The organism is Roseateles sp. P5_E4, from assembly GCF_054049255.1.
Genome location: NZ_JBFUMS010000026.1, coordinates 1 through 22789, shown reverse-complemented (window position 1 = coordinate 22789; position 22789 = coordinate 1). Strand labels below are relative to the sequence as shown.

The window sequence follows — 22789 nt, the reverse complement described above, 5'->3', positions numbered from 1 at the left end:
CCATAGTCCAGCGTGAGGCGGCGCGCGTTGGCGGTGCCCACAGGATCGATGTCGCGGATCTCTTTGCTGAGCTGGCCGAAGGCGTTGTAGCTGTAGTCGGTCTTGTTGCCCAGCGCATCAATGGCCTGCTGGATGAGGCCGCGCCGGTTATAGGTCGCCGAGCTGCGGTTATCCAGACTGGCGCTGCTCAGCGCGGCAATCGCGCTCGACAGCAAGATGTCAGCTGCGGGCGCACGGCTCACAACCGCCGTTTCAGCTTTGCCACCTACCAGACCGGTGGCGTCGGCCACCGAGAGTCGCTGGCTGTGCGTGACCGTGGCCTGCACTTCACTGAAGTTGCTGTAGATCGTCTCCGTGACCTCACCACCCAACAGAGGATCACGCAGGATGGCGTAGACCTGACGCCCTTGAGCGTCGTAGTAAAAGAAGGTAGTGTTGCCTCGCGCGTCCTTGACGCGGGTGCGGCGGCCAGCGGCGTCGTACCAGGTGATCGCCTCAGTCGGATCGCCCATCGTCTTGGCGATCTGGACCCGGCCCCAGTCGTCGTACGTGATGATGCCCACGCGCTGCTCGGGCTGCCCTTCCGCACGGGTTGTGCTCGTGAGGCGCTGCAGGTTGTCGTATTGGTAGAAGGTGACCGTGCCGTCGACCGCCGTCTCCCGCTCGAGCAGGCCGCGGTTGTTGTAAGTCTTGCTGGTGGACAAGGGCAGCTTCGGGCTGCTCAACGACGTACGCAGAGCCGGCGTGAGGTCAGCGGCTTTGAATAGCTTCAGGCTTGCAGGGGGGCCGCTGATGACGGGCTTGATGGCCTGGGTGAGATAGCTGGTGCTTCCCGCGGGGCGGCCCGCAGCATCGAACTTGTATTCAGTGAGGTAACCCTCGGCATTGACTTGAGCGATCTGGCGGCCGTGGCCGTCATAGAGCCACTGGGTGAACTCATCGTCCGACAGCGGCGTCAAGCTGCTCAGAGCAGCCAGGTCACCGGTCGAGCGAAGGCTGTCGCTGAGGAGCGTGGCGCGACGCAACTGCGAGAGGCGGTTGCCGGCGGCGTCATAGGTCCACCGCGTCAGTCCGCCATCGCCGTCAATCTGGGCAACCATGCGGCCCGCCGCATCGTAGAAATTGCGGACGGCGCGGTCCTTGGCCGCATCTTCAGTAGGAGCGGGCTGGTTGAGCGCGCTGCTTCTGGTTGTGCCCAGCGCCACATCGAGCCGGATCACGGTCACCGCATTGGCATACGTCTTTTGCGACGTGACAGCACCCGTACCGTCGTACTTGGTTTGGGTGAGGTAGCCCTCGGCATCGAGCACGCCGGTGAGGCGGCCGGCAGCGTCGTAGTAGTAGGTCGTGATGCGGTCGGACCCGGACAGCGTCGGGCGGGCAGTCGCCACGGTGCTGCTGGCCGTGAGGCCGTCAAGCACCGGCTGGGTCAACACGTTCAAATAGGCGATCTGCTGGATCAGACGACCCGCGCCGTCATACAGATATTCGGTGAGCTGGCCATTGGCGGCGATGTCCGCACTCTTGCGCCCACTGACGTCGTAGAGGCTGTAGCTCGACACGCCGGTGGCATCGGTGCTGCGCCACAGGCGGCCCAGGTTGTCGTAGCTGTACCGCGTTTCACCGAGCTTCTTGAGATTGGCCGGCGTGTTGCCTGCGCCCAGAACATCGCTGGAGGCGAGTTCGCCCCACCGGTTGAAAACCTGGACCGTGGTCTGGCCGTTGTCGAGCTTGACGCGGGTCTCGCAGTCCGTGTCGTTGTAGCTGTAGATCGTCTCAACGCCATTGGTGTCGCGGCTCTTGGTGACACGACCCAGACCGTCGTATTCGTAGGCGAGCTTGACACCACTGGCGTCCTGGCGGCTGAGCAGCCGGCCGGACGGGTCGTAGGTGTAGACCGTGTCTGTCGCGTCGACGAAATCGAGGCTGTTCGTCGTGGTGTTGTACGTGCTGCTGGCGTAAGTCCGCTCCTTGTTCAGCAGGCCACGCAGGTCGTATTCGTGGTGGGTGCACACGATGCATTTGTCGGTCTTGAAGGCGTTGGCGGCGAACGCGTCAACATCGGACCGGATCTGGCGATTGCCCGAGAAGACGACGTCGGGGCTGTACTTGAACGTGTCTGCCAGCTGGCCCGAGACGGGGTCATAGACATAGCTCGTCAGCGAGCCGTCGCCGGAGATGGCATGTTGAAGGCGACGGTGACCCGAGGTCGTGTCGTAGTAGTAGTTGGTCGTCAGGGGCGCGCTGGCTTTGCCGGCGGCATTGGTCGGGCCATCCGGATCCGGCACGAGATAGACGGTCTCCGCGGCAACGAGACCCTCCGCCGTGTAGGTGCGTTCCAGCACATTGCCAGCTGCGTCCGTCCGGCGCGTCAGTGCCCCGACGCTGTTGTATTCGTAGGTCGTCGTCTCGTTCTTGGCGTTGGTGCTGGTCAGCAGGTCGCCGACGGCGTTGTAGCCGTACTTTTGAGTGAAACTGCTGCCGCCCGTCGCGGCGCCCGCGACTTCCAGCAGTTCGCCTGTCGCGCTGTACTTGAGCGTGGTAGCTTGGCCCAGCGCGTCTTTGACTGTCGTGGTGCCGGCCGCGTCATAGGTGAAGGTGGTGCCCAGTCCGCGCCCGTCGAGGACCGACGCGACCCGCCCGGTGCTGGACTCGTAGCTGATGGTGATCTGGGTGCCGTCGGTCTGCTGGATCGAGTTCAGCCGAGCGTCCACGGCGGCACCTTCGTAGCCGTAGGTGATGGTGTAGACCTTGCCATCGGCGACGGCGCTGTCGTCCGGACTGAGGTCCGTCGTGACGTGCCAGAGCCTTCCGGAGCCGTCGTAGTCGTAGCGGGTAAGGCTGCGCGTCTTGGTGCCGATTTGCCAATACTCGGTGCTTTGCAGCTTGGTGCCGCTGTAGGTGAGCTTGACGGTTCCAAGCGCCGTGCCACCGCCGACCTTGTACGTCGAGATCTGCGAGATCTGGTCGCCGCTGTAGTCGATGGCGACGTAGTGGCCCTCGGGGTCCGTCACACGGGTCAGCCGATAGTTGCCCGCGCCATAGAGTTGATAGGTCTCGGTGGTTCCGGTGTCACCATCGCGCCAGGTCCATGTGTCGCTGGGCGAGTCGTAGCTCAGGGTGTCGTACTGACCCGAACCGTCCTTGCTGACGTACTTCGACGTCGCACCGTCCGGGGTGTAAGTGGTCAGGCGGCCATCAGCCTCCACACGCTTGATCGAGCTGCCGTTGAAGTCGTAGACCTTGCGGTAGTAGCCGATGCGCCAGCGATCGCCGTTGTCGCCATCCCAGCCCCCTTGGCTGTTGTAGGTCCGGAGCAAGTTGACGTCCGGGCCGATGCCCACAAGATACTCATCACGATCCTGGACCACCAGGTTGCCATTGGCGGCGTTGACCGTGACTTGCTCACCGGCCCGACCCGTCGCAGCCTGTCCCAGCTCTCCAGCGCTGCCCAACACATCCTTGGAGGTGTTGACCAAACCGTTGCCACTGCCGGTGACCACTGAAACCATGCTTTTTCCTCTGGATTTGGAATATCAATAGGTAATCCAGACATCTGCGCTTAGGTTTAGGGACTGATTCAATTGGTTACAATTTTGACTGGAAGAGCTGAGGTGAATCGCCTAAATGACAGGCCCGCCGGCCAGCGGGTTGCTGGCTTCGCCGGTCCGACAAGCGAGATCCGTATTGAAGGCGCTCACCGCGGGCTACTCTTCAGGTCACGGACCGCCACACGGCAAGCCCAACGGCCGTTTGGTTAGTGTCTGCCATGAAAATCATGGACGCCGTCCCGGCGCACGAAGTAGGCACAACAGGTCAGAAACGACAAAGCCCGCACTTGGCGGGCTTTGCTAAGTCCTTCACAGGACTCTTTATTCTTGGTTGCGGGGGCAGGATTTGAACCTACGACCTTTGGGTTATGAGCCCAACGAGCTACCAGACTGCTCCACCCCGCGACTGAAGCTAGCAGTATATACGAGATTCGGCCGTTGAGGCAAATCTCGTGGCGGTGCTTCCAGCGAACCGCAGCGGCACGTCACCCGCGATCGATGAAATGACCCGCAATCAGAAGGGCAGCTGGGCGCCGCGGGCCTGCAGCCGGGTGCGCAGGTGCGAGCGGGCGCGCGACACGCGGCTGCGCACGGTGCCGATGGGCACGGACAGCAGGGCAGCGGCGTCTTCGTAGCTCATGTCGTCCATGGCGACGAGCAGCAATACCTCGCGCATCTCGGGCATGAGGCCGTCCAGTTCGATCTGCAGCAAGGCCATCAACTGGTTCAGATGGCATTGCTGCTCCGGGTTGGCGTGCAGGCAGGCCGTGGCCTCCAACGCTGACTCGTCCTCAAAGCGGTAGAGCCGCGACGGCGCACGAGACAGGTGGTTGCGCACCAGGTTCATCGCAATGCCGTAGAGCCAGGTCGACAACTGCGACTCGCCGCGGAAGTGCTCGTAGGTGCGCGCCGCCTCGACAAACGCCTGCTGGGCCAGTTCCTCGGCTTCGGTGCTGTCACCGATATGGCGCAGCACGAAGCGGTAGAGGCGGTCACGGTGTTCGCCGAACAGCTCCGAGAAGATGACGTTGGGGTCGGCTGCTGCGGGGCGGCGAATCGGTTGACACTGGGGCTGCATGACGGGCTCCGAGCGGATGAAGCGGCCGAAGTGGCCGCCCTGTCTGATCAGACGCCGTCGCGGCAAAGCTTGCGACAAGGCAGACCCGCCCCACCCCACATTTATGGGCATGGGTTAACCCCCGAGGCCGTGAACTACATCACGAAGTCAATGCGAAAGCTGGTTGAGCAGCGTTCGCAGCCGCGCGGCGAGCGCCTCGGCATCGGCGGGTGGCGGCAGGCTGAAGTCGGGGGCCAGGGCCTGGTCCAAAGCTCGACGGCGCTCGATGGCGAGGCTGGCGGGATCCAGGCCCAGGCCGTCGGCGACGCGACGAAAGCGCCAGCCCAGCATGACGGCCGAGAACTCGATCTGCAAAAGATAGGACTGGGCCATCAGCAGGCCCAGGGCTGACTCCGCGCAAGCCACGGCCCGTTTGACGGTGCGCGCCGGCAGCAGGCGGCGTGATCGCTGGCTGAGGCGCCATTCGCGCTCAGCGATGGCGCTGGCCGCGTCGCCGAAATGCTCGCGCAGCGCCGCGACGAAGAGGCGGCCGATGTCAGCGGAAACCGCGCCCGCCGGCGTGGCGCCACTGCAGACTTCGAGCCGGCCTTCCACCGGGCTGGCCCAAAGCAGTTGCCCGACGGCCGCGGCGCTCACGAAGGCGCCCAGCTGGGGGGCTTGAGGCGTCGCCAGCAGCTGGGCGACCTGGGCTTGGGTAGGGTTCAGAACACGGTCCGGAGGTCGACGAAGGGCGTCGGCAGCAGAAGCGGCCGGCATGCCATAGGTAACCGCGAGCGCGGCCGGGTTCCGCAACATCGGCTACTTGACGGCTTCCACGCTGAACACCGCGGCGCCATAGTCAGCCGCGCAATTGGGGTGGCCGCAATCCGGCTGGCCCAGCAGCCAGCTCGATGCGCCCGGCGCCGTGCCACCGGCCGGACCCTGGGCCGGCAATGTCAGGAAGCCGTAGCTCGGCTCCTTCTCGGTGGACCAGGGCGCGAAGCTGCGCGGCTCGGCGGCAACGAGGACGAAGAAGTGCTCCGGGCCCGGCGGGTCGCTGGCCTTGAGCGGCCAGCTGGCACCGGGCAGGCGCAGCGTCTCGCCAGCACCGATGTGGTTGTTCTTGGCCTTGTCGTTGGGGTAGAGCTGGACGAGGCTGCCGTCGGGGCCGGCAAGCAGCACATAGACATAGCCTTCGCGCGAGGCACTGACGCTGAAGCGCAGCTCGTCATGGTCGATGCGCAGGCTGGTGCGCTCCGCCTGCGCCTGCACGTCGAAGCCGTCGCTGTGCCGCGCCACGAGGGACCGGAACTGGCTGGGCAGATCTCGCGCGACGGGTTCTGCCAGCGCTGGTGCAGGAGCTGGAGCCGAAGCGACTGCCGGGACCGACACCGGCGCCGCGGCAACCGGTTCGGCCGGCCCTGCAGGCCGCGTCGCGAACCAGGCCGCTGCACCGGCAGCCGCCAGGCCGGCCAAGCCCAGGCCAAGCCACAGTGGCCCGCGGCTCGCGGCCCGCTTGACGGCGGCTGGAGCCGGCGCCGCTGCAGCGGGCGCCTGGATCAGCGTCGCCATCTGGCCCGGCTTGGGCGCGTAGTGGCCTGCCAGGCCCAGGTCCTCACGGAACTCGGCCATGGACTGGGTGCGCTGGTCGGGCAACACCTGCAAGGCGCGGTCCACGGCCTTGACGAGGCGCTCGCTGTAGCGGCCCTTCGTGAGTTCACCCTGCCGGGCCAGCGGCACGTAGTCGTCCTTGACGATGCGGCCGACGCTGGGTGGCGGCGTGCGGCCGGTGATGGCGCAGTAGACGACGGCGGCCAGGGCGTAGACATCGGTCCACGGCCCCTGCTTCATGCTGGGCACCTCGGCGTACTGCTCGATGGGCGCGTAGCCGGGCTTGAGGATGACGGTCAGCGCCTGCGTCATGTCGCCGATGACGCGGCGCGCGGCACCGAAGTCCAGCAACAGGGGGCGGCCGCTGCCGGCCACCAGGATGATGTTGTCGGGTGCGATGTCGCGGTGGTAGCAATGCTCGCCGTGCAGCACCAGCAGGGCCTCGGTCAGCGAGGCCAGCATGTCCATCAGCCAGGCTTCGCCGGGTGGCTCGGGCATTTCCTTCAGCGTCTCCTTCAGTGTCTTGCCTTCGATGAAGGGCATGACCATGAAGGCGGTACCGTTGGCCTCCCAGAAACGGTAGACCTTGACGAGGGACGGGTGGTCGAACTGCGCCAGCAGCTTCGCCTCGTTGATGAAGCTCTTCAGGCCGGCCTCGAAGGTGTCGCGGTGGCGTTCCGAGCGCACCCGCACCTGGGAGCTGTCGCCGCGCAGGGCCAGGGCGGCGGGCATGTATTCCTTGAGCGCCACCGTGCGCTCCAGCGCGTGGTCGCGGGCCAGGTAGACGATGCCGAAGCCGCCCTCGCCGAGCACGCGGATGACCTCGAACTCGCCCTGGCGGCTGCCGACGGGCAAGGCGTTGCCGCCGTCCAGCCGGTCGAGGCTCGCAGGTGGTGCCCCGGGCGTAGCCGGGCCGCCTGCCATCACGGCGGGCACGGCTTCGTCAGGAACAGGCGCCGCGGCGACGGGGCCGGTGGCGGCACTGGGCCGGATGATGGTCGCGTCGTTGTCTTCCGGGTCGCTGGAGGAGTTCATCGTTCAGGCGGGACGTCCAACCTGCTGAGTGACGCCACACGCCATTCCGTTCCCCTTGTCGGCAGACAGAGCTGCCGCAGGGAACTAAGCGGCGGCCCCAGTTACTTACCGCCCGAACTCCTGCCTGCCCTGATCGGCAAGCTCACCCGGACCACCATGGACAGCAATCCCTTCGACCCGTCGCCCGACACCGCACAGTCGCTCAGCAGCGACCCCGCGCTGGCGCCGTGGCTGCAGCCCGTGTCTGAGGATGAGGTCTGCGGCCCCGACCTGGAATACGACAACGACTTCCTGGCACTGACCCAGGCGGCCGCGGGCAAACCCGAAACCCAGTTCGCGTCCGCCGAGCCGCCCGACTGGCGAACCGTGCGCAGCCTGGCCGACGACATCAACACCCGCACCCGCGACCTGCGCGTGGCCAACCTGCTGCTGCGCGCCCGGCTGCGCCTGGAAGGCTTCGCGACGCTGGCGCCGGGCCTGCGCCTGTTCGAAGAGCTGCTGACGCGCTGGTGGGACGAACTCCACCCCCGTCCCGAGGATGGCGACGCGTTTGCACGGGTCAATGTCCTCAACGAGCTGGCCAGCCTGGACACCACGCTGGGCGACGTCCGTGCCAGCCTGGTGCTGAACGACCGCGGCATCGGCCAGATCAGCGTGCGCGACATCGAGATCGCCATGGGTGACCTGGCGGCGCGCGACGACGAATCGACACCCTCGCGCAGCCAGATCGAGAACATGCTGGCCGACGCCGTGGCCGGCTATCCGCTGCTCGCCACCCAGGCGCCCGCCGCCGTTGCGGCGCTGGATTCACTGGTGGCCTGCCTGTCCGTGCGCCTCAACTATGGCGACGTGCCCGACTTCTCGGCGCTGCGCGCGATGCTGGACGCCGTCATCGCCGTCTCGCCGCGCCCGGTCAGCATCGACGCTTCGGCGGACGACCTCGCCGGCATGCTCAACGACCTGGGCATCGCCCAGGGCCAGGACGGCGGTGGCGACTCGCCCGCGCCCGCCCGCCGCGGCCGCAGCGGTGGCGGTGGTGGCGGTGGTGGCGGCCTGGGCGCGATCGAGAGCCGCGCCGATGCCGTGCGTGCCATTGACCTGGTCTGCGCCTACCTCGAGAAGAACGAGCCCACCAACCCCGCGGCTGACCTGCTGCGCCGTGCGCAACGTCTCATCGACCGCAACTTCCTGCAGCTGGTACGAGAGTTTGCCCCCGAGGCCGTCGGCGAGGTGGCCCGTATGCTGGGCGTGGACCCTGAAAGCCTGCAGTAGTCGCAAGGAATGCCGCGATGTCGTCTTCATCAAAGCCCCTCCTGCAGTCCGTCGTGGCGCACCGCCTTTTGAATCCCTGAATCCCATCCGCAAGGAGCAATGACATGAGCAAGAGCAGCCAGAAATTCATCGCCCGCAACCGGGCCCCGCGGGTGCAGATCGAGTACGACGTCGAGCTCTACGGCGCCGAGAAGAAGGTGCAGCTGCCCTTCGTGATGGGCGTGATGGCCGACCTGTCCGGCAAGCCCGAGGACCCGCTGCCGCCGGTGGCCGACCGCAAGTTCCTCGAGATCGATGTCGACAACTTCGACTCGCGCATGAAGTCCATGAAGCCGCGTGTCGCCTTCCAGGTCGAGAACACGCTGACCGGCGAGGGCAACCTGCCGGTGGACATCACCTTCGAGAGCATGGACGACTTCTCGCCCGCCGCCGTGGCGCGCAAGGTCGAAGGCCTGAACAAGCTGCTCGAGGCCCGCCAGCAGCTCTCCAACCTGATCACCTACATGGACGGCAAGAGCGGCGCCGGCGACCTGATCGCCAAGGTGTTGGCCGACCCCACGCTGCTGAAGACACTGACCGACGCGCCCAAGGCTGAGTAAGCCGCAGCCCACAAGAACACCCTGAAACGACCGGAGTTTCAAACATGACCCAAGCGGAACAGTCAGCATCGGCCCTGGCGGGCGTGACCTTCGAAGGCAATGACTTCGCGGCACTGCTGAACAAGGAATTCAAGCCCAAGACCGAGGAGGCGCGCGGCGCCGTGGCGCAGGCCGTGCAGACGCTGGCCCAGCAGGCGCTGAGCAACACCACGCTGCTCAGCGACGACGCCGTCAAGACCATCGAGGCCATGATCGCGGCCATCGACAGCAAGCTCACCGAGCAGATCAACAAGATCATGCACCACGAGGACTTCCAGAAGCTGGAATCCGCCTGGCGCGGCCTGCACTACCTCGTCAACAACACCGAGACGGACGAGCAGCTCAAGATCCGCGTGATGAATGTCTCCAAGACCGACCTTGGCAAGACGCTCAAGCGCTTCAAGGGCACGGCCTGGGACCAGTCGCCGCTGTTCAAGCGCCTGTACGAAGAGGAATACGGCCAGTTCGGCGGCGAGCCCTATGGCTGCCTGGTGGGCGACTACCACTTCGACCACACGCCCCCCGACGTCGAGCTGCTCGGCGAACTGTCCAAGATCGCCGCCGCCGCCCACGCGCCGCTGGTGACCGGTGCCGCGCCGAGCGTCATGCAGATGGAAAGCTGGCAGGAACTCGCCAACCCGCGCGATCTGACCAAGATCTTCACGACGCCGGAGTACGCCGCCTGGCGGTCCCTGCGCGAGTCCGACGACGCCCGCTACCTGGCCCTGTGCATGCCGCGCTTCCTGTCGCGCGTGCCCTATGGCGCCAAGACCAGCCCGGTCGACGAGTTTGCCTTCGAGGAAGACACCGAGGGCGCCGACCACAGCAAGTACACATGGTCCAACGCCGCCTATGCGATGGCGGTGAACATCAACAGTTCGTTCAAGCAGTACGGCTGGTGCTCGCGCATCCGCGGCATCGAATCCGGCGGCGCGGTGACCGGCCTGCCCACCCACACCTTCCCGACCGACGACGGCGGCGTGGACATGAAGTGCCCGACCGAGATCGCCATCTCCGACCGCCGCGAGGCCGAGCTGAGCAAGAACGGCTTCCTGTCGATGGTGCACCGCAAGAACAGTGACTTCGCGGCCTTCATCAGCGGCCAGTCGCTGCAAAAGCCCGCCGAGTACGACGACGCCGACGCGACCGCCAATGCCGCACTCGCGGCCCGCCTGCCCTATCTGTTCGCCTGCAATCGCTTCGCCCACTACCTGAAGTGCATCGTGCGCGACAAGGTCGGCTCCTTCAAGTCGCGCGACGCGATGGAAGACTGGCTCAACAGCTGGATCCTGAACTACGTCGACGGTGACCCGATGAACTCGTCGGAAGAGACCAAGGCCAGCCGCCCGCTCGCGGCCGCCCAGGTCGAGGTCTCGGAAGTGGAAGGCGCACCGGGCTACTACCAGTCCAAGTTCTACCTGAAGCCGCACTACCAGCTCGAAGGCCTGACCGTGTCGCTGCGGCTGGTGTCCAAGCTGCCGTCCGAGAAGTCCGCCTAAGACAGTTGGGAGAACTCGCCGGCGCGGGAGCAGGACGGGTCATCTCTCACCACCACCACAACACCCGCGCTTTGAACCCCTAAGGAGATATCAACATGGCAGTCAATGCATTCCTCACCTTCTTCGACAAGGCCGATGGCGAGTCCATCCAGAAGGGCAAGGAAAAGTGGATCGAGATCCAGGGCTGGGACTGGGAAGTCGAAGCCGAGACCAGCTGGACCAAGGGCGGCGGCGCTTCCGTCGGCAAGCCCAACCCCGGCAAGATGAACTGGGAGCACTACTTCGACACCTCGTCGACCGTGATCCTGGGCTATATCTGCACCGGCAAGGCCTTCCCCAAGGTCGAGCTGCAGATGATGAAGACCACGGGCAGTGCCACGCCCGAGACCTACTTCACGATGACGATGGAAGGTTGCTTCATCACCAAGGTCAACCAGAGCGGCACCGAGGAAGGCAACGTCACGCAGAAGGTCGAAATGGTCTTCAAGACCGTCAAGATCGAATACAAGCCGCAGGACAACAAGACCGGCAAGCTCGGCGCGCCCAAGACCTACAACTGGGACATCCCGGCCGGCACGGCTTCGCCGTCGGCGTGATCCCCTGAGCGGCGCCCGGCACCATGAGCCGTTCAAATATTTTTATGCAACTCATCACCGGCGCCGGGCCGGTGGTGGGCGAGGGCCTGCTCGAAGGCTGGGAAGGCTCGATCGAGCTGCTGGAGTTCGGCTGGGGCATGCAGGCCCTCAAGGACCCCAAGAGCAAAGCCAGCGGCCTGGCCGCAGCGGCTGCCGCCGCTGCAGCCTCGATGGCAGGGCTGGGTACGCCCGTCAGCATCAAGATGCAGCCGCTGACCTTCAAGAAGCGGTTTGACGTCGGCTCCTCGCAGATGCATTTCTGCCTGGACAACCACCTGCCCGTGCTCAGCGCGTCCATCACGGTGCTGCACATCAAGCAGCAAGGCCGGGCCATCCATCAACCTGGCTTCACCGTCGTCTGTACCCAGGGCTACTTTGCCGACTGCACCCTGGAGGTGTCAGACGATGGCCTGTCCAAGGAGGTGAGGGAAAGCTGGACCCTCAACTTCAAGAACATCAAGATGATGTATCTGAAGACCCTCGGCAAGGACAACCTGCCCACGGCCCCCTTCTTCCACCCATTGGCCCTCTGATGTCCAACAACGGCGCCGACATCTTCCTGGTTCTGCTGCGCCCCACCCGCGTGCCGGTCGTGGGCGAAGCAGCGTCCGAAGGCTTCCAGGGGCAGATCCTGGTGGAGACGCTCAACTGGAAGCTGCACAACGAGGACGAGCGCAAGAGCGCCAGCAAGGCGGCAGCGGCCTTCACCCTCGCGAGCGGCAGGGCAGACAAGCAAGGCAGCAACGAGTTGCGCGCGATGCATGCGGCCAGCGACGATTACCAGAAGCGGGACAAGAGGCTGCAGGAGTCCTTCGCGAAAGCCCAGCGTGGCGGCAATTTTTCCGAGGCGGACTGGAAAGCCCACCAGGACCAGCGCGATGCCCTCGGGGCGGCTTTCAACAAGAAGCTCGAAAGCATCGCCAGGGATCCCAACGCCTTCGCGCCTTCCGACCCGCAAAAAGCCGAAAAGGCGGCCACGCTGCAAGGCGAGCGGGAGAAGCAGTACGCGGACCTCGAACGCAACCGCAATTTCGAGTTCACGTTCACCAAGCGGGTCGACATCGCCAGCACCCAGATGCTGAACTCGATGAAGGCGGGCAACATCTTCCCCTCGGGCACGCTGACCATCCACCGGCGCTCGGCGACGTTCCTGGACGGCACTTCGCTGATTTTCACCATCCAGAAGATCCGCCTGCTGGAATACGAGTTGGACGTGGTCGTGAACGAGACCATGACGGAGATGATGGAGAAGTGGACCTGCGAATTCGGTTCGCTCGCCTACGTCTACAAGAACCCGCCATCTCACTATTCGCACAGCAACACCGGCCAGGCCGTCGCCAAGACCGCGTCGCAGAACACGACGCGCGCCTTCACGATGAAGAACATCGGTTCTCCAATCTAAGCCCCCATGGCCCTGACCAATTACCGGGACGTCAGCACGTCGATGAGCGACGTGTCGGCCGGCTTCCAGTTCGAGTTCTTCTGCGAGAAATGCGGCGAGAGCTCACGCTCGGCCTTCAGGCCCTATCGCAAGGGCCAGATCACGGGCTGGCTGAGCCGTTTCGCATTCATGTTCTACGACCTGAACAAGGCCAGCCGCGCCACCGGCGCGTTTGCCGAAGCCGGTGGTGGCAGTGCCAAGGCCGAGGCCCTGGCCGAAGCCATGGCCGCCGCAGCACCGCTGTACGAGAAATGCACCGGCTGCCGCAAATGGGTAGGCCGCGAATGCTGGAACAGCAGCAGCAACAGCTGCCGCGACTGCGCCGCCCGTTCCGCGCTGGACGCGGGTTCGGCCAGCCAGGGCGCCGCCAGCGGGGGTGGCTCGGCCTGCCCCAACTGCCAGACGCCCAGCCAGGGCGGGCGCTTCTGCCACGAATGCGGCTTCGACATGGCCAGCACGCACAAGAGCTGCCCGGCCTGCGGCATCACCCTCTCGCGGCAAGCCCGCTTCTGCACGGACTGCGGCCATGGCTTCTGATCTCTCTCCCCAACAAGCCGCCGAAGAGCTACTCCGCGCCGGCGACCCGCGCGCCGCACTCGCCAAGCTGACCGAGGCCGTGCGCGCCAAGCCGGCCGATCCCAAGCTGCGCACCTTCATGTCCCAGCTGCTCAGCGTGCTCGGCCAGTGGGAACGCGCCCACACCCAGCTCAATGTCGTCGCCGACATGGACAAGCTGGCCATCCCGATGCGCGAGACCGTCGGCCACGCCATCCGTTGCGAGCTGCTGCGCGCCCAGGTGTTTGCTGGCAAGCGCACGCCGGTTGTCTTCGGCCAGCCCGAGGCCTGGGTGGCCCAGCTCATCGAGTCGCTCAAGCAGCAGGCCGAAGGCAACAGCCAGCTCGCGGCCGACCTCGCCACCAAGGCCTTCGAGGCCGCGCCGACGAGTGCGGGCAGCATCGACGGCCAACGCTTCGAGTGGCTGGCGGACGCCGATTCACGCCTCGGCCCGGTGCTCGAGGTCTGCCTCAACGGCCACTACACCTGGGTGCCCTTCCAGCACCTGGCCAAGATCCATTTCGACGCGCCCGAGGACCTGCGCGACTGCGTCTGGATGCCGGCGCAGCTGAGCTTCACCAATGGCGGCAACAGCGTCGCCCTGGTGCCCACGCGCTACCCGGGCTCCGAGAAGAGCGAGGATGGCCTCATCAACCTGGCGCGCAAGACCGAATGGCAGGCACTGCCAGGCGAGGACCGCTATGCCGGCCTGGGCCAGCGCGTGCTGACCAGCGACATCGGCGACCACGACCTGATGGCCGTCAGAGAAATTCTCTTCGACGCCAGCGAGGCCACGCAGACCGAAGGCAACTGATGGCCAGCTTCGGTGCCCAGGACCGCCTCCAACCCTCGCTGCTGGACCGGCTCACCGACAACGATGCCAGCTCCAAGGTCGAGGCCCTCGAGGCCCGCGTACTGAGCCGCAAGCAGCTGCGCGAGGCCGTGCTGCGCGACCTCTCCTGGCTGTTCAACGCGGTGTGTGAAGAGCCGGACATCGGCAACCGCAACGACCCCGAACGCACGGCGCTATGGAAGAGCCTGCCGCATGCGCGCGACTCGGTGCTGAACTTCGGCATCCTGCCCCTGACCGGGCAGACCATGACCATCCACCAGTTCCCCCTCATCGAGGCCCAGGTGCGCCAGGCCATCATCCGCTTCGAGCCGCGCCTGGACCCGGACACGGTGGAGGTGCGCATCGCCAACGACATGAGCACCGGCCTGCGCCCCACCAGCCTGCGCCTGACCATCAAGGGCCAGATGTGGAACCAGCCGGTGCCGCTGGAGCTGCTGTTGAGTGCGGATGTCGATGTCGACACCGGTCAGGCCGCGGTGCGTGACCTGAGGGCTTGAGACACTCCGAATCATGGACCCCCGCCTCCTCCGCTACTACAACCAGGAACTGCGCTATCTCCGCGAGATGGGCGGCGAGTTCGCGCGCGAGTTCCCCAAGATCGCTGGCCGCCTGGGCATGGAAGGCCTGGAAGTCGCCGACCCCTATGTCGAGCGCCTGCTCGAAGGCACGGCCTTCCTCGCCGCCCGCGTGCAGCTCAAGCAGGACGCCGAGTTCCCCCAGCTTGCCCAGGCGCTGCTGGACATGGTCTGCCCCAACCTCGGCGCGCCGATCCCGTCCATGCTGGTGGCCCAGCTCGAGCCCGCCCAGGACCCCAACCTGATCGCCGGCTTCACGCTGCCGCGCGGCAGCGCGCTGATGGGCGCGCGCACGCCGCTGGGGCCGACGCGCTGCGAGTTCCGCACCGCGCAGCCGGTCACGCTGACGCCCATCCGGGTCAGCCAGGTCGAGTACTTCCTCAGCGCCACCGACATCAATTTCAGCGGCCTGCCGCTGCGCGAGCGGCCCAAGAGCGGCGTGCGTGTGCGCATGGAGCTGCCCAGCGGCATGAGCTTCGCGCGGCTGCCGCTGGACAGCCTGCGCTTCTTCATGGGCGGGCTGCAGGACGTGGCGCTGAAGCTGCATGAACTTGCCACCTGCCGCTGCGTCGGCGTGCTGGCCGGGCCTGGCGGCAAGGAGGCTGCGGCCAAGCGCCAGTTCATCCCGGCCAACCGCGTGCACCACGTCGGCCTGGCCGATGACGAGGCCATGCTGCCGGTGACGCTGCGCGGCCTGTCTGGCACGCGGCTGATGCAGGAGTACTTCGCCTTCCCGCAGCGCTTTCTGTTCATCGACGTGGCCGGCCTCAGGCCCAGCTTCGCCGCCTGCACGGGCAACAGCTTCGAGCTGGTGCTGCTGTTCGACCGCTACGAAGCCAGCCTGGAGGGTGGCGGCGAACCGGCCAACTTCAGCCTGAATTGCGTGCCGGCCATCAACCTCTTCGAACGCCGCGCCGAGCGCATCACGGTCGACGACAGCGCCACCGCCTTCCAGGTCATCCCCGACCGGCTGGCCGGCGCCGACTTCGAGGTGTTCGACGTCGCCTCGGTCACCGGCTTCTCCAGCGACACCGACGAGCTGCAGTTCCTGCCGCTGTTCGACGTGCCCCACGCCGACCCGGCCGGCGCCTCCGGCTATTTCAGCCTGCTGCGCGAGCCGCGTCTGGCCAGCGACCGCGCCAAGCGCGAGGGGCCGCGCTCGGCCTATGTCGGCAGCGAGGTCTTTTTGTCCCTGGTCGACCTGCAGCGCGCGCCCTACCGGGCCGATCTGCGCCAGCTGGCCGCCAAGATCCGCTGCACCAACCGCGACCTGCCGCTCTTCATGCCCGCCGGCCGCGATCATGGTGGCCTGACGCTGGAGACCCGTGCGCCCGTCGACCATGTCGCCGTCGTGGCCGGCCCGTCGCGGCCCGGCAGCGCGGCGCGCGAAGGCGCACTGGCCTGGCGGCTGCTGTCCCTGCTATCGCTGAACTACCTGTCCCTTGTCGACGAGGACCCCGAGCGCGGTGCGCTGGCCCTGCGCGAACTGCTCGGCCTGTTCGGCCAAAGCTCGGGCGCCGGCCTGCTGCGGCAGATCGAAGGCGTGCGCTCCGTCACCACGCTGCCCATCGTGCGCCGCCATCCGGCGCCAGGCCCCATCGCCTTCGGCCGCGGGTTGGAGGTGCAGCTGACGGTGGACGAACTCTCCTTCGAAGGTGGCAGCGCGACGCTGCTGGGCGCCGTGCTGCACCACTACTTCAGCCGCCATGTGTCGATGAACAGTTTTGTCCAGACGCTGCTGGTCTCGCGCACCCGCGGCGAGTTGAAGCGCTGGCAACCGCTGCCGGGCGCCAGGGCAGTGTTGTGAGCGCAAAGCCTGAGCCATCGATCTTCGACGCGCTGGCCGCGCGCCCGGGCCGCTTCGACCTCTTCCAGGCGCTGCGCCGCATCGAGGCCGCCCACGCCGACAAGCCGCGCCTGGGCGACGCGCTGCGCCCAGGCGACGAGCCGGTGCGCTTTGCCAGCGAACCGGCGCTGAACTTCGCGCCGACGGCCATCACCAAACTGGCAGCCAACGACCACGGACCGCCACGCCTCGTGCAGCGGGTGCTGAGCCTGTTCGGCCCCAATGGTGCCCTGCCCACGCACCTGACCGAATACGCCCGCGAGCGGGCCATGCACCACGGCGACCGCACCTTCGCGGCCTTTGCCGACATGCTGCTGCATCGCTTCGGCCTGCTCTTCTACCGGGCCTGGGCGCGCGCCAACCCGGTGGTGGGCATGGATCGCAGCCGCGACGCGCCCATCGTGCGCCACGTGGGCGCCCTCATCGGCCTGGCCGAGCCGTCGCTGCGCGAGCGCGACGCCCTGGGAGACTTCCCCAAGCTCTATTTCGCCGGCCGCCTGGCTCGCTCGGCGCGCGATGCCGATGGCCTGCAAAGCTGGATCGCGCTGCGCTTCCGTGTGCCCGCCCTGGTGCAGCAGTTCAGTGGCCACTGGATGCCGTTGGGGCCTGAAGAACGCACCCGACTCGTCAAGCACGACGGCGTGGCCCTGGGGCGTGGCGCCGTGCTGGGCCGCCAGGTCTGGGATGTGCAGCACAAGTTCCGCATCGAGATCGGCCCCCTGGGCTGGGAGGCATTCCAGGCCTTCCTGCCTTCGGGCCCGCATCTGCCGGCCCTGCAGGCCATGGTGAGGCAATACGTCGGCCAGGAGTTCGCCTGGGATGTGCGCCTGCGCCTCAAACCCGCCGAGGTGCCGGCCTGGCCGCTGGGCAGGCAACCCGGCGTGGGCATGCTGGGGCGCAGCGCCTGGCTCAACAGCCAGCGCCCGCGCAAGCGGGCCGACCAGCTGTTGATGAACGTCGAAAGCATCTGCCGCGGGCCCTTGAAAGCCTCGCTCGCGCCCAAGCACCAGATCTAGCTCCGCGCAGCGGAACTGAACGGCGGCCTCGGTCACTTAGCACCGAGGAGAACTGGAAATGACTGACATCAGCCGCCAAGCCCTGTTCGGCAAGCTCAACCCGCTGGCCTACAAATCCATCGAAGGCGCCACCGTCTTCTGCAAGCTCAGGGGCAACCCTTATGTCGAGCTGGTGCACTGGATCACCCAGCTGCTGGAGAACAACGAATCCGACGTCAGCGCCATCGTGCGCCACTACGGGCTGGACGCCGCCGCGCTTGCGCGTGACGTGACGACGGCGCTGGACCGCCTGCCGCGCGGGTCGACGGCCATCAGCGACTTCTCCGAGCACATCACCCACGCCATCCAGCAGGGCTGGGTCTATTCGACGCTGATGTACGGCGATGCCCAGGTGCGCAGCGGCCACCTGCTGCTGGCGCTGCTCTCCACGCGCTCGCTGCGTGAAGCGCTGTTCGGCATCTCGCGCCAGTTCGAGAAGATCAAGGCCGATGACCTGGCCGACAAGCTGCAAAGCCTGGTCGGCAAGACCGGCGAAGCCGGCCTGGGCGCCACCGACGGCAGCGCGTTGAACAGCGCGCAACCCGGCCAAGCCGAGGGCGCGATGGCTCCCGCCGCCATGGGCCGCCAGGAGGCGCTGAAGAAGTTCACCGTCGACCTGACCGAGAAGGCGCGCAAGGGCGAGATCGATCCGGTGACCGGTCGCGACGACGAGATCCGCCAGATCGTCGACATCCTGATGCGCCGCCGCCAGAACAACCCGCTGCTGACCGGCGAGGCCGGCGTCGGCAAGACGGCCGTGGTGGAAGGCTTTGCGCTGCGCCTGGCGCGCGGCGACGTGCCGCCGCCCATGCAGGGCGTGACGCTGCTGACGCTGGACATCGGCCTGCTGCAGGCCGGCGCGTCGATGAAGGGCGAGTTCGAGCAGCGCCTGCGCCAGGTCATCGACGAGGTGCAGCAAAGCCCCACGCCCATCATCCTGTTCATCGACGAGATCCACACGCTGGTGGGCGCTGGTGGTGCGGCCGGCACGGGCGACGCGGCCAATCTGCTGAAACCGGCCCTGGCGCGTGGCAACTTGCGCACCGTGGGCGCCACGACCTGGGCCGAATACAAGAAGTACATCGAGAAGGACCCGGCCCTGACCCGCCGCTTCCAGACCGTGCAGGTCGAGGAGCCCGACGAGAAGAAGGCCATCCTGATGCTGCGCGGCGTGGCCACGGTGCTGGAAAAGCATCACAAGGTCCAGCTGCTGGACGAAGCCATCGAGGCTGCGGTCAAGCTGTCGCACCGCTACATCCCGGCCCGCCAGCTGCCCGACAAGGCCGTCAGCCTGCTCGACACCGCCTGTGCCCGCGTGGCCGTCAGCCAGCATGCGATGCCGGCCGAGGTGGAGGATTGCAAGCGTCGCATCGAATCGCTGGAGATCGAGCAGGGCATCATCGGCCGCGAGGCGCAGGTGGGCGTGCATATCGGCGACCGCGGCGTGTCGGTGGAAGAGAAGCTGGCCAACGAGCGCGCGCGCCTCGCGACGCTGGAAGTGCGCTGGCAGCAGGAGAAGGATGTCGTCGCCAAGATCCTGGAGCTGCGCGCCAAGTTGCGCGGTGATGGCCAGCCGGTCGATGAAGCCGCCTCTGCGGCACCCGACCGCGACGCGCTGCTCGCCGAGATGCATGCTGCCCAGGCCCAGCTGGCAGAGCTGCAGGGCGACGCCCCGCTGATCCTGCCCTCGGTCGACGCCCAGGCCGTGGCCAGCGTCGTCGCCGACTGGACCGGCATCCCCGTCGGCCGCATGGTCAAGAACGAGCTGGAAGCCGTGCTGCGCCTGGGCGCCACGCTGGGCCAGCGCGTCATCGGCCAGCAGCATGGCCTGGACATGATCGCCCGCCGCATCCAGACCTCGCGCGCCAAGCTCGACAACCCCAACAAGCCCATCGGCGTCTTCATGCTGTGCGGCACCTCGGGCGTGGGCAAGACCGAGACGGCGCTGGCGCTGGCCGAGTCGCTCTACGGCGGCGAGCAGAACGTCATCACCATCAACATGAGCGAGTACCAGGAGTCGCACACCGTCTCCACGCTCAAAGGCGCGCCTCCGGGCTATGTGGGCTACGGCGAGGGCGGTGTGCTGACCGAGGCCGTGCGCCGCCGGCCCTACAGCGTCGTGCTGCTGGACGAGGTCGAGAAGGCCCACCCCGACGTGCACGAACTCTTCTTCCAGGTCTTCGACAAGGGCTGGATGGAGGACGGCGAAGGCCGCATGATCGACTTCAAGAACACCATCATCTTGCTGACCAGCAATGTGGGTTCCGAGCTCATCATGAACATGTGCCGCGACCCCGAACTGCTGCCCGACCCCGAGTCGCTGGCCACCGCGCTGACCGAGCCGCTGCAGAAGGTTTTCCCGCCGGCGCTGCTGGGCCGCATCGTCACGATCCCCTACTACCCGCTGAGCGATGAGATGCTGGCCCGCATCGTGCGCCTGCAGCTCGGCCGCATCGTCAAGCGCGTGGCCGAGAACCACCGCATCCCGTTCGAGTACAGCGATGCGGCGGTGGAGCTCATCGTCAAGCGCTGCAACAACGCGGAGTCGGGCGGCCGCATCATCGACGCCATCCTGACCAACACGGTGCTGCCCAAGGTGTCGATTGAATACCTGTCGCGCACGGCCTCGGGTCAACCGCTGGCACGCGTCGCCCTGGGCGTGGCGGACGGGGATTTCTCCTACGCGTTCGATTGAGGCCGCAGATGAAGGCCGTAGTGACTTACCGGGCCGAGCGCCGGGCCGCTCCCAAGCCGGCCCGCTGGGCGATGTGCTTGCGGCTCAACGCCGCAAGCATCGCCGTCCCCTCGGGGGACCGGTCGATGTACTCATCGGACGAGGGGCCGACACATGTCTAGTGTGATGTCCATCACCACCAAGCTGGGTGGTGAAAAGTTGCTGGTCTTGCGCATGGAGGGTCGGGAGCAGCTCGGCGCGCTGCCCGAGTGGCAGGTCGACCTGGTCGGAAACGTCAGCCTGCTGGGCGTGCGCGAGTCCATCGACCTGCACGCCCTGCTGGGCTCGCGTGCCAATGTCAGCATCGAGCATGGTGCCAAGCGTCACTTCAATGGCTTCATCACCGAAGTCCAGCGCGGTGAACGCCATGGCCGCTTTGACTCCTTCCGCATCACCATGCGGCCCTGGACCTGGTTCGCCACGCGCACGCGCAACTCCAAGGTGTTCCAGAACAAGAGCGTGAAGGACATCGTCACCGCCGTCCTCACGCCCTACAGCGCCGACTTCGCCTGGCGGCTGCAGGACGCCGCGGTCTACAAGCCGCTCGAGTACTGCGTGCAGTACCAGGAGTCGGACTTCGACTTCGTCAGCCGTTTGCTGGAAGAGTTCGGCATCTACTATTTCTTCGAGCACACCAGCACCACCCACACCCTGGTGCTGATCGACTCGATGGGCAAGCACAAGGCCAAGACGGGCGACAAGACCGTCAAATGGTCCCACAAGCTCGATGCCACCAAGCCCACCCTCGTCGACTGGAAGATGGTCGAGGAAGTGCATTCGGTCAAGGCCGTGGTGCGCGACTACGACTACCTCGCGACGGCGTCTGCCATCCAGCAGGAGCACAGCGCGCTGCCCACGGCGGCGACCGCCAAGCTCGGCGACGCCGAGGTCTATGAGTTCCCGGCGCGTGCGGTGCAAAACCAGGTCAAGCCCGACGCGCAGCCGACCGCGGCGGCCGCCATTCGCGTCGCCAAGATGCGGCTGGAAGAGCTGCAGTCGCTGCAGCAGATCTATACCGGCACCACCAACTGCAATGACATCACGGTGGGCGCCACCTTCGATCTCGAAGACGCCCTGAATGCGGCCGACGACGACAGCTACCTGATCGTCGGCATGAACTTCCACGCCGAGTTCGCCGACCACGAGGCCATCGACGATCTCAGGTCCCTGCCGCGCCGCCGCGACGGCGTGATCGCCAATCTCATGTGCATCAGCACGGGCGGCAATGCCTTCCGCCCGCAGCGCCGCACGCCGCGGCCCATCATGTACGGGCCGCAGACGGCCATCGTCGTCGGCGCCTCGGGCAACGAGGTGGAGACCGACAAGCACGGCCGCATCAAGGTGCAGTTCCACTGGGACCGCCTGGGCGAGAACAATGAGAACAGCTCCTGCTTCGTGCGCCTGTCCCAGCCCTGGGCGGGCAAGGGCATGGGGCTGTGGATGATCCCGCGCGTCGGCCACGAAGTGGTCGTCAGCTTCATCGGCGGCGACCCCGACCGGCCCCTCATCACGGGCTCGGTGCACAACGACATCAACACGCCCATCTATCCCCTGCCCGCCAATTCCGACATCAGCGGCTGGCGCACCCACTCGACCAAGAACGGCGCGGCCGACGCTCGCCATGAACTGCGTTTCGACGACAAGACGGGCAAGGAATACGTCTGGCTGCAGTCGCAGAAGAACTTCCATCGCCACGTGAAGGAAGACGCCTTCGACTGGATCGAGATGAACGAGACCAAGAAGGTCAAGCTCACGCGCAAGGAGGTCGTCGGCGAGAACTGGTATGTCAACGTCGGCAAGGACGTCATGCACGACCTCGGCAAGGACCTGCACACCAAGGTCGCCGGTGACATCTTCACGACGGGTGCGGCCACCTACCAGCTCAAGCTTGAGAAAGACTTCAACGCCAAGGTCGGTGCCGACTACGGACTTGACGTCACCGGCAAGACGGCCGTCAAGGCCGGCGGCGACATCAACCTGCAAAGCGGCGGCGCGGGCAACTTCAAGACGACCGGCAACCTGGTCGGCGAGGCCGGTGCCAAGCTGTCGCTGAAGGCCACAGCCGACCTGTTGATGCAGGCCGTCAACATCAAGGCCAAGGGCAGCGCCGAGATCGTGCTGGAGGCCACGGCCGGCATCAAGATCGTCTGCGGCGGCTCGGTCATCACGCTGGGCCCGGCGGGCGTCACCATCGACGGCCCCCTCGTCAAGGTCAACTGTGGCGGTGGCGGCGGCTCCGCCGGCGCAGCCGAGAGCGCGGCCGCGGCCGAGCCCAAGGCGCCGGAAGACGCCATGAACCAGGAACTGCTGACGTCCGCCAAGGCCACGGACTACGACAAGCTTTTTGAAGACCCCTTGACCGTCGGCCAAGAGGCGCCAAACACCGCCGCCGCGGCCAACGCGAGCGCGGACGCCGCCGCAGCCGCCAAGGC

17 protein-coding genes and 1 tRNA gene are annotated in these 22789 nt (G+C 66.4%); 13 read left to right on the top strand and 5 right to left on the bottom strand.

The window, feature by feature from the left end; translation table 11 throughout:
- The 5 genes from ACXJLH_RS29065 to ACXJLH_RS29045 all read right to left on the bottom strand — a co-directional run.
- On the bottom strand, window positions 1-3512 hold a 3512-nt coding region (locus tag ACXJLH_RS29065), incomplete at its 3' end, for a DUF6531 domain-containing protein (RefSeq protein WP_457447928.1).
- Window positions 3513-3879: 367 nt separating this feature from the next.
- Window positions 3880-3956: transfer RNA gene (locus tag ACXJLH_RS29060), tRNA-Met, on the bottom strand.
- Between the two features lie 109 nt (window positions 3957-4065).
- A complete protein-coding gene (locus ACXJLH_RS29055; protein WP_457324468.1) occupies window positions 4066-4629 on the bottom strand; it encodes an RNA polymerase sigma factor in 564 nt (187 codons plus the stop codon).
- Between the two features lie 147 nt (window positions 4630-4776).
- Window positions 4777-5424 (bottom strand): hypothetical protein, encoded by a 648-nt coding sequence (locus ACXJLH_RS29050; RefSeq protein WP_457447926.1) that lies wholly within the window; start codon window positions 5422-5424, stop codon window positions 4777-4779.
- Window positions 5425-5427: 3 nt separating this feature from the next.
- Window positions 5428-7254: a protein kinase domain-containing protein gene (locus ACXJLH_RS29045; protein ID WP_457447924.1), complete on the bottom strand. Its 1827-nt coding sequence runs from the start codon at window positions 7252-7254 to the stop codon at window positions 5428-5430.
- 156 nt (window positions 7255-7410) lie between these two features.
- On the opposite strand from ACXJLH_RS29045, the gene tssA reads away from it, so the two are divergent.
- The 13 genes from tssA to ACXJLH_RS28980 all read left to right on the top strand — a co-directional run.
- Window positions 7411-8526 carry a type VI secretion system protein TssA gene (gene tssA / locus ACXJLH_RS29040; RefSeq protein ID WP_457447922.1) on the top strand — a complete coding sequence of 372 codons (1116 nt, stop codon included), beginning with the start codon at window positions 7411-7413 and terminating at the stop codon, window positions 8524-8526.
- Window positions 8527-8630: 104 nt separating this feature from the next.
- Window positions 8631-9125, top strand: coding sequence for a type VI secretion system contractile sheath small subunit (tssB, locus tag ACXJLH_RS29035; RefSeq protein WP_457394438.1), 495 nt, complete (start codon window positions 8631-8633; stop codon window positions 9123-9125).
- Window positions 9126-9169: 44 nt separating this feature from the next.
- Window positions 9170-10663 carry a type VI secretion system contractile sheath large subunit gene (gene tssC, locus ACXJLH_RS29030; RefSeq protein WP_056194087.1) on the top strand — a complete coding sequence of 498 codons (1494 nt, stop codon included), beginning with the start codon at window positions 9170-9172 and terminating at the stop codon, window positions 10661-10663.
- A 95-nt stretch (window positions 10664-10758) separates the two neighbouring features.
- A complete protein-coding gene (locus ACXJLH_RS29025) occupies window positions 10759-11259 on the top strand; it encodes an Hcp family type VI secretion system effector (RefSeq protein WP_056194090.1) in 501 nt (166 codons plus the stop codon).
- Window positions 11260-11303: 44 nt separating this feature from the next.
- Window positions 11304-11831, top strand: coding sequence for a hypothetical protein (locus ACXJLH_RS29020; RefSeq protein ID WP_457356272.1), 528 nt, complete (start codon window positions 11304-11306; stop codon window positions 11829-11831).
- Entirely contained in the window at window positions 11831-12700 is an 870-nt protein-coding gene (locus ACXJLH_RS29015) for a hypothetical protein (protein ID WP_457447920.1), read from the top strand. The genes ACXJLH_RS29020 and ACXJLH_RS29015 overlap by 1 nt, the downstream gene beginning before the upstream one ends.
- 6 nt (window positions 12701-12706) lie before the next feature.
- Window positions 12707-13276: a double zinc ribbon domain-containing protein gene (locus ACXJLH_RS29010; protein WP_056194100.1), complete on the top strand. Its 570-nt coding sequence runs from the start codon at window positions 12707-12709 to the stop codon at window positions 13274-13276.
- On the top strand, window positions 13266-14108 hold the full coding sequence (locus tag ACXJLH_RS29005) for a type VI secretion system accessory protein TagJ (protein ID WP_457447918.1): 843 nt from the start codon (window positions 13266-13268) through the stop codon (window positions 14106-14108). The genes ACXJLH_RS29010 and ACXJLH_RS29005 overlap by 11 nt, the downstream gene beginning before the upstream one ends.
- Entirely contained in the window at window positions 14108-14644 is a 537-nt protein-coding gene (gene tssE, locus ACXJLH_RS29000) for a type VI secretion system baseplate subunit TssE (RefSeq protein ID WP_457325119.1), read from the top strand. The genes ACXJLH_RS29005 and tssE overlap by 1 nt, the downstream gene beginning before the upstream one ends.
- 13 nt (window positions 14645-14657) lie before the next feature.
- The gene (gene tssF / locus ACXJLH_RS28995) at window positions 14658-16529 is read left to right on the top strand and encodes a type VI secretion system baseplate subunit TssF (protein WP_457447916.1); all 1872 of its coding nucleotides are present in this window, start codon (window positions 14658-14660) and stop codon (window positions 16527-16529) included.
- On the top strand, window positions 16526-17584 hold the full coding sequence (gene tssG, locus ACXJLH_RS28990; protein WP_457447914.1) for a type VI secretion system baseplate subunit TssG: 1059 nt from the start codon (window positions 16526-16528) through the stop codon (window positions 17582-17584). Before tssF ends, tssG begins: the two co-directional genes overlap by 4 nt.
- A 58-nt stretch (window positions 17585-17642) precedes the next feature.
- Window positions 17643-20318, top strand: a complete 2676-nt coding sequence (gene tssH, locus ACXJLH_RS28985) for a type VI secretion system ATPase TssH (RefSeq protein WP_457447912.1) — start codon at window positions 17643-17645, stop codon at window positions 20316-20318.
- 165 nt (window positions 20319-20483) lie between these two features.
- A partial coding sequence (locus ACXJLH_RS28980) for a type VI secretion system Vgr family protein (protein WP_457447910.1) occupies window positions 20484-22789 on the top strand: 2306 nt, incomplete at its 3' end.

Bases quoted from the DNA above. Each gene is read 5' to 3' on its own strand.
- tssH (WP_457447912.1), top strand. From the start codon at position 17,643: ATGACTGACATCAGCCGCCAAGCCCTGTTCGGCAAGCTCAACCCGCTG.
- ACXJLH_RS29005 (WP_457447918.1), top strand. From the start codon at position 13,266: ATGGCTTCTGATCTCTCTCCCCAACAAGCCGCCGAAGAGCTACTCCGC.
- ACXJLH_RS29015 (WP_457447920.1), top strand. From the start codon at position 11,831: ATGTCCAACAACGGCGCCGACATCTTCCTGGTTCTGCTGCGCCCCACC.
- tssE (WP_457325119.1), top strand. From the start codon at position 14,108: ATGGCCAGCTTCGGTGCCCAGGACCGCCTCCAACCCTCGCTGCTGGAC.
- tssB (WP_457394438.1), top strand. From the start codon at position 8,631: ATGAGCAAGAGCAGCCAGAAATTCATCGCCCGCAACCGGGCCCCGCGG.
- ACXJLH_RS29045 (WP_457447924.1), bottom strand. From the start codon at position 7,254: ATGAACTCCTCCAGCGACCCGGAAGACAACGACGCGACCATCATCCGG.
- ACXJLH_RS29020 (WP_457356272.1), top strand. From the start codon at position 11,304: ATGCAACTCATCACCGGCGCCGGGCCGGTGGTGGGCGAGGGCCTGCTC.
- ACXJLH_RS29055 (WP_457324468.1), bottom strand. From the start codon at position 4,629: ATGCAGCCCCAGTGTCAACCGATTCGCCGCCCCGCAGCAGCCGACCCC.
- tssF (WP_457447916.1), top strand. From the start codon at position 14,658: ATGGACCCCCGCCTCCTCCGCTACTACAACCAGGAACTGCGCTATCTC.
- ACXJLH_RS29010 (WP_056194100.1), top strand. From the start codon at position 12,707: ATGGCCCTGACCAATTACCGGGACGTCAGCACGTCGATGAGCGACGTG.
- ACXJLH_RS29050 (WP_457447926.1), bottom strand. From the start codon at position 5,424: ATGTTGCGGAACCCGGCCGCGCTCGCGGTTACCTATGGCATGCCGGCC.
- ACXJLH_RS29025 (WP_056194090.1), top strand. From the start codon at position 10,759: ATGGCAGTCAATGCATTCCTCACCTTCTTCGACAAGGCCGATGGCGAG.
- tssA (WP_457447922.1), top strand. From the start codon at position 7,411: ATGGACAGCAATCCCTTCGACCCGTCGCCCGACACCGCACAGTCGCTC.
- tssC (WP_056194087.1), top strand. From the start codon at position 9,170: ATGACCCAAGCGGAACAGTCAGCATCGGCCCTGGCGGGCGTGACCTTC.